This window comes from Mycobacterium sp., from assembly GCF_032161845.1.
Classification (GTDB): Bacteria; Actinomycetota; Actinomycetes; order Mycobacteriales; family Mycobacteriaceae; genus Mycobacterium.
Genome location: NZ_JAVRQA010000104.1, coordinates 1 through 11,565 on the forward strand (window position 1 = coordinate 1; position 11,565 = coordinate 11,565).

Annotated in this window: 9 protein-coding genes and 1 pseudogene; 9 read left to right on the top strand and 1 reads right to left on the bottom strand. The window is 67.1% G+C overall.

The window, feature by feature from the left end; genetic code table 11:
- From QOD90_RS06315 to proB, 9 genes are all read left to right on the top strand, one after another.
- Positions 1-2,470 (top strand): valine--tRNA ligase (locus QOD90_RS06315; protein ID WP_526347767.1); only part of this gene is annotated, 2,470 nt, incomplete at its 5' end.
- Positions 2,467-3,885 (top strand): bifunctional tetrahydrofolate synthase/dihydrofolate synthase, encoded by a 1,419-nt coding sequence (gene folC / locus QOD90_RS06320; protein ID WP_526347769.1) that lies wholly within the window; start codon positions 2,467-2,469, stop codon positions 3,883-3,885. The genes QOD90_RS06315 and folC, both read left to right, overlap by 4 nt.
- 59 nt (positions 3,886-3,944) lie before the next feature.
- Entirely contained in the window at positions 3,945-4,289 is a 345-nt protein-coding gene (locus tag QOD90_RS06325) for a DUF4233 domain-containing protein (RefSeq protein WP_526347783.1), read from the top strand.
- Between the two features lie 11 nt (positions 4,290-4,300).
- Positions 4,301-4,711, top strand: a complete 411-nt coding sequence (gene ndk, locus QOD90_RS06330; protein WP_526347771.1) for a nucleoside-diphosphate kinase — start codon at positions 4,301-4,303, stop codon at positions 4,709-4,711.
- A 305-nt stretch (positions 4,712-5,016) separates the two neighbouring features.
- A complete protein-coding gene (rne, locus tag QOD90_RS06335; protein WP_526347773.1) occupies positions 5,017-7,701 on the top strand; it encodes a ribonuclease E in 2,685 nt (894 codons plus the stop codon).
- A 194-nt stretch (positions 7,702-7,895) separates the two neighbouring features.
- On the top strand, positions 7,896-8,219 hold the full coding sequence (rplU, locus tag QOD90_RS06340; protein WP_526347775.1) for a 50S ribosomal protein L21: 324 nt from the start codon (positions 7,896-7,898) through the stop codon (positions 8,217-8,219).
- A 16-nt stretch (positions 8,220-8,235) separates the two neighbouring features.
- On the top strand, positions 8,236-8,502 hold the full coding sequence (gene rpmA, locus QOD90_RS06345; protein ID WP_526347777.1) for a 50S ribosomal protein L27: 267 nt from the start codon (positions 8,236-8,238) through the stop codon (positions 8,500-8,502).
- A gap of 84 nt (positions 8,503-8,586) precedes the next feature.
- Positions 8,587-10,044, top strand: a complete 1,458-nt coding sequence (gene obgE, locus QOD90_RS06350) for a GTPase ObgE (RefSeq protein WP_526347779.1) — start codon at positions 8,587-8,589, stop codon at positions 10,042-10,044.
- An 8-nt stretch (positions 10,045-10,052) separates the two neighbouring features.
- A complete protein-coding gene (proB, locus tag QOD90_RS06355; RefSeq protein ID WP_526347781.1) occupies positions 10,053-11,168 on the top strand; it encodes a glutamate 5-kinase in 1,116 nt (371 codons plus the stop codon).
- 12 nt (positions 11,169-11,180) lie between these two features.
- On the opposite strand, the pseudogene QOD90_RS06360 reads toward proB, so the two are convergent.
- Positions 11,181-11,565, bottom strand: a pseudogene (locus tag QOD90_RS06360) (HNH endonuclease signature motif containing protein); the annotation flags it as partial.

The following is an 11,565-nucleotide window of genomic DNA, read 5'->3' on the forward strand; positions in this document are numbered from 1 at the left end:
GCATGCGCTCGACCACACGCTGATGGACGCGCTGACCCGGCGCAAGCGCATGCAGGGCTACGAGGTGCTGTGGCTGCCAGGCATGGATCACGCGGGCATCGCCACTCAGAGCGTGGTCGAGAAGCAACTCGCCGTGGACGGCAAGACGAAGGAAGACTTCGGCCGCGAGTTGTTCATCGAAAAGGTGTGGGACTGGAAGCGCGAGTCCGGCGGCACCATCGGCGGACAGATGCGCCGACTCGGTGACGGCGTCGACTGGAGCCGGGACCGCTTCACCATGGACGACGGCTTGTCGCGAGCCGTACGGACGATCTTCAAGAAGCTCTACGACGCGGGCCTGATCTATCAGGCCGAGCGGCTGGTCAACTGGTCGCCGGTGCTCGAGACGGCGATCTCGGACCTCGAGGTGCGCTACGAGGACGTCGAGGGGGAGCTGGTCTCCTTCCGCTACGGGTCCATGGACGACGGCCAACCGCACCTGGTGGTGGCCACCACGCGCGTCGAGACGATGCTCGGTGACACCGCGATCGCCGTGCACCCGGATGACGAGCGGTACCGCGCGCTGGTCGGCCAGACTCTGCCGCATCCTTTCCTCGACACGCGGGTCGTCATCGTGGCCGATGCGCACGTCGACCCCGAATTCGGCACTGGCGCAGTCAAGGTCACGCCCGCACACGACCCGAACGACTTCGAGATCGGCGTTCGCCACAACCTTCCGATGCCGTCGATCATGGACAGCAAGGGCCGCATCGCCGGTACCGGCACGCGTTTCGACGGCATGGACCGCTTCGACGCCCGCGTCGCGGTGCGGGAAGCTCTCGCCGCTGAGGGTCGAATCGTCGAGGAGAAGCGACCCTACCTGCACAGCGTCGGCCACTCCGAGCGCAGCGGCGAGCCCATCGAGCCCCGGTTGTCGCTGCAGTGGTGGGTCAACGTGTCGTCGCTGGCGACCGCCGCGGGTGACGCGGTGCGCAACGGCGACACCGTGATTCACCCCGCCAGTCTGGAACCGCGGTGGTTCGCCTGGGTGGACAACATGCACGACTGGTGCATTTCGCGTCAGCTGTGGTGGGGGCATCGCATCCCGATCTGGCATGGCCCGAACGGTGAGAAGGTTTGCGTCGGGCCGGACGAGACCCCGCCGGAGGGTTGGGAGCAGGATCCCGACGTGCTGGACACGTGGTTCTCGTCGGCGCTGTGGCCGTTCTCAACGATGGGATGGCCCGATCGCACGCCGGAGCTCGAAAAGTTCTATCCCACCAGCGTTCTCGTCACCGGCTACGACATTTTGTTCTTCTGGGTGGCCCGGATGATGATGTTTGGCACCTTCGTCGGCGACGACGACGCCGTCACCGCCTGCGGAAGCCGCGGCCCGCAGGTGCCGTTCGAGAACGTCTTCCTGCACGGCCTCATCCGCGACGAGTTCGGTCGCAAGATGAGCAAGTCCAAGGGCAATGGGATCGATCCGCTGGACTGGGTCGACGCGTTCGGCGCGGACGCGCTGCGGTTCACGCTTGCCCGCGGCGCCAATCCTGGCGGCGACATGTCGATCGGCGAGGACTACGCCCGCGCCTCCCGGAACTTCGCGACCAAGTTGTTCAATGCCACCCGGTTCGCGTTGATGAACGGCGCGGCCCCCGCGCCGCTACCCGACGCCGACGCACTCACCGATGCCGACCGCTGGATCCTCGGCAGGCTGGAAGAGGTTCGCGCGGAAGTCGATCTGGCCTTCGACGGCTACGAGTTCAGTCGGGCCTGCGAGTCGCTGTACCACTTCGCCTGGGACGAGTTCTGCGACTGGTATCTCGAGTTGGCCAAGGTGCAGCTGGCCGACCAACCGGACGGGCCCACCAATGCGGTGTTGGCCGCCGTTCTGGACAGCCTGCTCAAACTGCTGCACCCCGTGATGCCGTTCGTGACCGAGACCCTGTGGAAGGCGTTGACCGGCCGCGAGTCGGTGGTGATCGCGGACTGGCCGGAACCGTCGGGGATCGCCATGAACGCACTCGCGGGCAACCGCATCGCGGACATGCAGAAGCTCGTCACCGAAGTCCGTCGCTTCCGCAGCGATCAAGGGCTCAACGACAGGCAGCGGGTGCCGGCGCGGCTGATCGGCATCACCGAGGCGGACATGAACACTCAGGTCCCGGCCGCCACGTCGCTGGCGTGGCTCACCGAACCCGCGGACGGCTTCACCCCGTCGGCGGCCGTGGAAGTCCGGCTCTCGCGTGGCACGGTGCTGGTCGAACTCGACACCTCGGGCACCGTCGACGTGGAGGCTGAACGACGGCGACTGGAGAAGGACCTGGCCGCCGCCAAGAAGGAACTGGCCCAGACCACGGGGAAGTTGGGCAACGAGGAGTTCCTGGCCAAGGCGCCCGACGCCGTCGTCGACAAGATCCGGGGCCGCCAGCAGGTTGCCGGCGAAGAGGTGGAGCGGATCACTGCCCGCCTGGCCGGTCTCGCATGACGTCAAGCGAACCGACCCCCGACGAGATCGCGTCGCTCCTGCAGGTGGAGCACCTGCTCGACCAGCGCTGGCCCGAGACGAAACTCGAACCGAGCACGACGCGGATCGTTGCGTTGATGGAGCTGCTCGGGTCACCACAGCGGGCCTATCCGAGCATCCACGTGGCAGGGACCAATGGGAAGACCTCGGTGACCAGGATTATTGACGCCCTCCTCACCGCCCTGCACCGCCGCACCGGGCGCACCACCAGCCCTCATCTGCAGTCCGCGGTGGAGCGCATCGCCATCGACGGCCAGCCGATCAGCCCGGCGCTGTACGTCGACACCTACCGCGAACTGGAACCCTTCATCGAGCTCGTCGACAAGCAGTCCGAGGCCGCGGGCGGGCCGCCGATGAGCAAGTTCGAGGTCGTCACGGCGATGGCGTTCGCCGCCTTCGCCGACGCGCCCGTCGACGTGGCGGTGATCGAGGTCGGCATGGGCGGCCGCTGGGACGCCACCAACGTCGTCGACGCACCCGTCGCGGTGATCACGCCGATCGGTGTCGACCACACCGAGTATCTCGGCGACACCATCGCCGAGATCGCCGGGGAGAAGGCAGGCATCATCGTCAAGCGGGATGCCGAACTGGTCGGCACCGATACCGTGGTGATCATCGGTCAACAGGTGCCTGAAGCGATGGAAGTCGTTCTGGCGGAAGCGATTCGGGCCGACGCGTCAGTGGCCCGCGAAGGCTCGGAATTCGCGGTGCTCCGTCGCCAGGTCGCCGTCGGCGGGCAGCTTCTCGAACTTCAGGGTCTCGGCGGTGTCTATCCCGAGGTCTTCCTTCCGCTGCACGGTGAGCACCAGGCACACAATGCGCTGGTCGCGCTCGCCGCCGTTGAGGCGTTCTTCGGCGCGGGAGCGGACCGCCAGCTCGACGTGGACGCGGTGCGCGAGGGATTCGCGGCGGCGACCAGTCCGGGCCGGTTGGAACGTGTCCGCAGCGCCCCCACGGTGTTCATCGACGCAGCGCACAACCCCGCCGGCGCAACGGCGCTCACCAAGGCGCTGGCCGAGGAGTTCGACTTCCGCCATCTCGTCGGTGTCGTCTCGGTGATGGGCGACAAGGACGTCGACGGCATCCTGTCCGCCCTCGAACCGGCCTTCGACGAAGTGGTGGTGACGCACAACGGTTCACCGCGTGCCATGGACGTCGAGGGTCTGGCGATGCGCGCCGAGGAACACTTCGGCCCCGACCGGGTCATCACGGCGCAGACGCTGCCCGACGCCATCGAGACGGCGATCGCGTTGGCTGAGGAAAGCGGAAGCGACGACACGTTCCCCGACGGCTACTCCGGTAGCGGCATCGTCATCACGGGGTCGGTCTTCACCGCGGGCGCGGCGCGCACCCTGTTCGGACGGGATCCGTCGTGAGCGAACCCGCGGCACCACAACCCGTGGGTCCGGATCCGTGGAAGAGCTTCCGCGGAGTCATGGCGGGCACGCTGATCCTCGAGGCGATCGTGGTTCTCCTTGCGCTGCCGGTGGTTTCGTTCTCCCAGGGTGGCCTAACGTGGACAAGCGGTGGCTTCCTCATCGGGATGACGGGCGTGCTGATCCTGCTGGCCGGTGTGCAGGGCAGGTCGTGGGCACTGAAGGCGAATTTGGCGGCTCAGCTGGTGCTGATCGGGGGAGTGGTCATCCATCCCGCGGTCTGCTTCATCGGCGTGGTCTTCGCCGCGGTGTGGTTGCTGATCGCCTACTTGCGAGCCGAGGTCAAGCGGCGTCAGGACCGTGGCCTGCTGCCCGGCCAGCAGCGCCCGCCTACTGACGGGTAGGCTTCCACGCCGTGACTGAGCGGACGCTGGTGTTGGTAAAGCCCGACGGCGTGAAGCGCCTCCTGGTGGGAGAGATTCTCGGCCGAATCGAACGCAAGGGTCTGACGATCGCGGCCCTTGAACTCAAGAACGTCAGCGAGGAACTGGCCCGGCAGCACTATGCCGAGCACGACGGCAAGCCGTTCTTCTCGTCGCTGCTCGAGTTCATCACCTCGGGCCCGGTCGTGGCCGCGATCGTGGAGGGGCCGCGGGCCATTGCGGCGTTCCGTCAGATCGCAGGCGGCACCGATCCCGTTGAGAAGGCCGCCCCCGGGACCATCCGCGGTGACCTGGCCTTGGTCACCCAGGACAACCTCGTCCACGGGTCCGATTCGCCCGACTCGGCGGCCCGCGAAATCGAGCTCTGGTTCCCGGGCAGTTAGCTGCCTTCAGCGGCCGGGATCGGCATCTCGTCGGAATCCGCGCTGCGGTGTGGGATACTGGCCGAGGGTGACCTGCTTCATAACGGAGCTGGACACCCGGATGAAGACTTGGGCGAGCGCGACCACCTAGGACGTGTTCCAAGTGCGGCGCGGCGTCCAGTCGTCATTCAGCCAGGCACTGAGAGTTCTTGACGAGCTGCTCGGAGCGAGACCATGACAAGCCCGGGAAGAGTTCCACGGGTCCATAGCGAAAGCCCTCGCGTGGCCGCGTCATTACGACGCGCCCGGGGGCTTGAGGAGAGTACGTGGCTGACGATGCCCCATTCGACCTATCAGAAGACACTCAGCGCGACGAGGACGTGCCAGCACAGCTGAGCCAGGCCCCCGTCGACGTCTTCGTCGAGCCAGCAGCGCCGAGCGTCGCACCGTCGGCGCAGGCCCTCGAGGTGGAACCCGAACCGCCACCGGTGCCGGAACCGCTTCCGCCGAGCACGGCACCCGCCGCGTACATGCCACTGTTCGTGGCGCCGCAACCCGTTGCGTTCGTCGCCCCCCGGGTGGTGGTGCAGGCCGACGTGGACGAGGACGATGACGACGAGGACGAGGACGAGGACGACGCGTCTGGCTCCGACGATGACCAAGCCGACGACGATCAGGGCGATCCGCCCGCGAACAAGCGCCGTCGCCGTGGCCGTCGTGGCCGCGGACGCGGTCGCGGGGAACAAAGCGCCGACGACGATGGCGAAGACCAGGACGATGCTGCCGATCAGGGTGACTCCGACGACGACGGCGGCGAAGACGACGGTGCCGACGACGATGGTGGCGACGACGAGAACGCAGGCGGTGACGGCGCCAACCGCCGTCGTCGCAGGCGCCGCCGCCGCAAGACCGGTGGTGGTGCTGACGGTGACGAGGCGATTGCGCCCGACGACCCGCCCAACACCGTCGTTCACGAGCGCCAGCCGCGGGCCGCGAAGGCGTCGAACAAGTCCAGCGGTGACGGGGAGATTCAGGGCATCGCGGGATCGACCCGGCTCGAGGCCAAGCGTCAGCGCCGCCGCGACGGTCGGGACGCAGGCAGGCGCCGTCCGCCCATCCTGAGTGAAGCCGAATTCCTCGCCAGGCGCGAAGCCGTCGAGCGGGTCATGGTCGTCCGCGACAGAGTCCGCAGCGAGCCGCCGCACGAAGGGGCCCGGTACACCCAGATCGCGGTCATGGAGGACGGCGTCGTCGTCGAGCACTTCGTGACCTCTGCAGCGCAGGTGTCGCTGGTCGGCAACATCTACCTCGGCATCGTGCAGAACGTATTGCCCTCGATGGAGGCGGCGTTCGTCGACATCGGCCGCGGCCGCAACGGCGTGCTCTACGCCGGTGAGGTGAACTGGGAGGCCGCAGGCCTCGGCGGTTCCCAACGCAAGATCGAGCAGGCGCTCAAGCCGGGTGACTACGTCGTCGTGCAGGTCAGCAAGGACCCCGTTGGCCACAAGGGCGCTCGCCTGACCACGCAGATCTCGTTGGCAGGCCGCTATCTGGTGTACGTGCCCGGTGCGTCGTCGACCGGCATCAGCCGCAAGTTGCCCGACACCGAACGCCAGCGCTTGAAGGAGATCCTCCGCGAGGTCGTCCCGTCCGACGCGGGCGTGATCATCCGCACCGCCTCCGAAGGCGTCAAGGAAGACGACATCCGCACCGACGTCAACCGGTTGCAGGAGCGGTGGAGCGAAATCGAGGCCAAGGGCGCCGAGATCACGGCCAAGGCCGCGGGTGCCGCGATGGCGCTGTACGAAGAGCCCGACGTGCTGGTCAAGGTCATCCGCGACCTGTTCAACGAGGACTTCAACGGCCTCATCGTGTCCGGTGACGACGCCTGGAACACCATCAGTGATTACGTGACATCCGTTGCGCCGGAGCTTCTTCCGCGCATGAGCAAGTACGAGCCCGCTGCCCCCGATGGCCCCGACGTGTTCGCGGTGCACCGGATCGACGAACAGCTGACCAAGGCGATGGACCGCAAGGTGTGGCTGCCGTCCGGCGGCACGCTGGTCATCGACCGCACCGAGGCGATGACCGTCGTCGACGTCAACACCGGCAAGTTCACCGGCTCGGGCGGCAACCTCGAGCAGACCGTCACCCGCAACAATCTCGAGGCTGCGGAGGAAACCGTTCGGCAGCTCCGGTTGCGCGACATCGGCGGCATCATCGTCATCGACTTCATCGACATGGTGTTGGAGTCCAACCGCGATCTGGTGCTGCGTCGGCTGACCGAAGCGCTGGCGCGGGACCGCACTCGGCATCAGGTGTCCGAGGTGACCTCACTCGGGCTGGTGCAGCTGACCCGTAAGAAGCTTGGCACCGGGCTCATCGAGGCCTTCTCGACGACGTGCTCGCACTGTGCCGGGCGCGGCATCATGCTGCACAGCGACCCCGTCGACTCCAATTCGAGCGCAGGCCGCAAGAACGAGCCGGGAACCGGGCGCCGCAGTAAGCGCGGCAAGAAGGGCGGCCGCACCGAAGAAGAGGTCCAGGTCGCCAAGGTTCCGGTGCACGCGGCGGGTGAGCATCCGATGTTCAGGGCCATGGCTGCGGCCACCGGTCGCGAAGAGGGCGACGAGGAGGACGCCGACGACGCCTCCGAGGGTGTCGACGACGCGGTCGTAGAGGCTTCCGAGGACTTGGCGGTGACCGAGCCCGTTGAAGAAGTCATCGCGGACGACACCGACGACGACCTCGACGACGACGAAGATGACGACGACGAAGACGACGACGACATCGAAGTCATCGACGATGACGATGACGATGATGACGATGATTCGGACGGCGACGACATCGACGACGACGATGACGACGATGATTCAGAGGAGGACGACGACTCCGATGATGAGGACGACGAGGACGACGATGACGAGGACGACGAACCCCTCGTTGCCGTGACCGGCCGACCGGCACGCCGGCGTGCGGCCGCCCGCCCTGCAGGTCCACCGGTTTCATGACGGCTCACATGCCGCGGAGCGGGTCGCGGTTTGACCCTCTACCCGCTGGTCACGTACCCTTGCACAGTTGTCTGCAGGCTCCGTAACGACTGAGTCCGCGACACGCGGGGCTGATGACCCCCGCACCCCAGACCCGCGCACGCCACCCTCCGGTGGCGCGCGCCCGCAAGCGAAGCAGAGGAAGCACGACCACGATGGCAGCCCAGAATCCTACGTACGCAATCGTCAAGACCGGCGGCAAGCAGTACAAGGTCGCGGTCGGTGACATAGTCAAGGTCGAGAAGCTGGAGCTCGAAGCCGGCGACTCCGTCTCGCTGCCAGTGGCGCTGGTCGTCGACGGTGCGAAGGTCACCACCGCCGCGAAGGAGCTCGAGAAGGTTGCCGTCACCGCAGAGGTGCTCGAGCACACCAAGGGTCCAAAGATCCGGATCCACAAGTTCAAGAACATGACCGGTTACCACAAGCGCCAGGGCCACCGTCAGAAGCTGACGGTCGTCAAGGTCACGGGCATCAAGTAAGCAAGGGAGCGAACTAATGGCACACAAGAAGGGCGCTTCCAGCTCACGCAACGGTCGCGACTCAAACTCACAGCGCCTCGGCGTCAAGCGGTTCGGTGGTCAGGTCGTCAAGGCGGGCGAGATCATCGTGCGTCAGCGCGGCACTCACTTCCACCCCGGCGTCAACGTCGGCCGTGGCGGCGACGACACCCTGTTCGCCACCGCTCCCGGTGCCGTGCAGTTCGGTGAGAAGCGCGGCCGCAAGACCGTCAACATCGTTCGCACCGTACGCATCGAGAGCTAACTCCAAGTCGAGATCGACGTCTTGCAGCTCGGCTCTCGCACTTGCGCTGCAGAAACGTAGATTTCGTCATGGGAAGGACCTCTGATGCCCCGGTTCGTCGACCGCGTCGTCATTCACGCGCGGGCAGGGAACGGCGGTAGAGGCTGCGCCTCGGTGCACCGCGAGAAGTTCAAGCCGCTCGGTGGACCCGACGGCGGCAACGGCGGCAACGGTGGCAGCATCGTCTTCGTCGTCGACCCGCAGGTGCACACGCTGCTCGACTTCCACTTCCACCCGCACGTCGACGCCCCGTCCGGCAAGCAGGGGATGGGTAACAACCGCGACGGCGCCGCTGGCGACGATCTCGAACTCCGCGTTCCCGACGGCACCGTCGTCGTCGACGAGAACGGCAGGATGCTCGCCGACCTGACCGGTTCGGGCACCCGGTTCGAAGCCGCTGCCGGAGGCCGTGGCGGACTGGGCAACGCGGCGTTGTCCTCGCGGGCACGCAGGGCCCCCGGTTTCGCGCTGCTCGGCGAGAAGGGGCAGGCCCGCGACCTCACCCTCGAATTGAAGACCGTAGCCGACGTCGGCTTGGTCGGCTTTCCGTCGGCGGGAAAGTCCTCACTGGTATCGGTGATCTCAGCCGCCAAGCCGAAGATCGCCGACTATCCATTCACCACGTTGGTGCCCAATCTCGGCGTGGTGTCAGCGGGCGAACAGACCTTCACCGTTGCCGACGTCCCCGGTCTGATCCCCGGCGCGTCCGGCGGCCGCGGACTCGGCCTCGACTTCCTGCGCCACATCGAGCGGTGTGCCGTTCTGGTGCACGTAGTCGATTGCGCGACAATGGAGCCCGGCCGCGACCCGATCTCCGACATCGACGCGCTGGAGGCCGAACTCGCCGCGTACACCCCGACATTGCAGGGTGATACGTCTCTCGGAGACCTCGCCGAACGGCCACGCGCCGTGGTGCTCAACAAGATCGACGTGCCCGATGCGCGGGAACTCGCCGACTTCGTCCGTGAGGAAGTGGCTTCGCGATACGGCTGGCCCGTCTTCGAGGTGTCCACCGTCAATCGAGATGGACTGCGGCCCTTGATCTTCGCGTTGTGGGACATGGTTGCGGCATACCGCAAGGCACAGCCGGAGGTCGCGCCGCGGCGCCCCGTGATCAGGCCCATCCCGATCAACGAGAGCGGTTTCACCGTGACGCCGGACGGCGAGGGTGGCTTCGTCGTGCGCGGCACCCGCCCCGAGCGCTGGATCGTCCAGACCGACTTCACCAACGACGAAGCGGTGGGCTATCTGGGCGACCGGCTGGCGCGCCTCGGCGTCGAGGACGAGCTGCTGAAGCTCGGGGCGAAGCCAGGGTGTGCGGTCACGATCGGTGACATGACGTTTGATTGGGAACCCCAAACGCCGGCAGGCGTTGACGTCACGATGTCTGGCCGCGGGACCGACCTGCGGTTGGAACAGGACGACCGGGTTCGGGCTGACGAGCGCAAGATCGCCCGCAAGCAGCGACGGGAAAGTCGCGAACACCCAGACTCCACGAGCTAGGAGCCGTCGTGACCAGCCCGCACCGCGAGGCCATCCGAACGGCCCGCAGCGTAGTCGTCAAGATCGGTACCACCGCGCTGACCACGCCAACGGGCATGTTCGATGCGAGCCGGCTGGCGACGCTGGCCGACGCGATCCAGGCGCGGATGAAGGCGGGCTCCGACGTCGTGATCGTCTCGTCGGGTGCGATCGCCGCCGGTATCGAGCCGTTGGGATTGTCCCGACGGCCCACCGACTTGGCCACCAAGCAAGCCGCGGCCAGCGTCGGCCAGGTCGCCCTGGTGAATGCCTGGAGTGCCGCGTTCGGTCGCTTCGACCGCACAGTGGGGCAGGTCCTGCTGAGTGCTCACGACATCTCGATGCGGGTACAGCACACCAACGCTCAGCGCACCCTTGACCGGCTGCGCGCACTGCACGCCGTCGCAATCGTCAACGAGAACGACACCGTTGCCACCAACGAGATCCGATTCGGTGACAACGACCGGTTGTCGGCGTTGGTCGCGCACCTCGTCGGAGCGGATGCGCTGGTGCTGCTCTCCGACATCGACGGCCTCTACGACGGTGATCCGCGGAAGGCGCCCGTAGGCAATCCGGCGCGCTTCATCTCCGAGGTGGCGGGCATCGATGACCTCGACGGTGTGATCGCCGGGGGCGGTAGTCGCCTCGGCACCGGCGGGATGGCGTCCAAGCTGTCCTCGGCCCTGCTCGCCGCCGATGCCGGGGTGCCCGTCCTGTTGGCCGCCGCCGATGAAGCGGGTGCCGCGCTGGCCGGCGCGTCGGTGGGGACGGTGTTCGCGCCGCGACCCGAACGCATGTCATCGCGGCGGTTCTGGGTGCGGTACGCCGCCGAGTCGACGGGAGCGTTGATGCTCGACGACGGTGCCGTGCGTGCGGTCGTCAAGCAGCGCCGGTCGCTATTGGCCGCAGGCATCACCGAGGTGTCGGGCCGGTTCCACGGTGGCGACGTGGTCGAGCTTCGCGCCCTGGACGGCACAGTGATCGCGCGGGGCGTAGTCGCTTACGACGCAACGGAGTTGGCCTCCATGGTCGGTCGCTCGACATCTGATCTGCCCGCCGAGATGCGCCGACCCGCGGTGCACGCCGACGATCTGGTCGCTGTCTAGCCGGACCCGCGCTCAGAACGGAGCGTCCGATGGCAGCAGGGCATCTTCGGATGCGTCACCGCTAGCCGCGGGCGCTGCTGCCGTCGCTTCTCGTTCGGCTTCGGCCTCGATTGCCGTGCGGTTGTTTTCGCGTTCGTCGTTGATGCGGCGGGCCCGGTCTTCGGTTCGGGTGGTGCGGCGCCGGGGCATGGTCAACCCGGCGGTGTGCGCGGGTGGTGGTGTCCTGGTCGCAACGATCGGTGCGGTCGGTTCCGACAGCGTCGGAAACAGCAGCCGGCTCGCGGGAGTAGTGGTGTGGGTTCGGCCGTCGGGCGCAGTCCAGATGACCGTTCCGTCCGGCATTTGTCGATCCCGCCAGCCGCCGTCACCACCCCAGAACGTCTTCAACAAGTGGTGA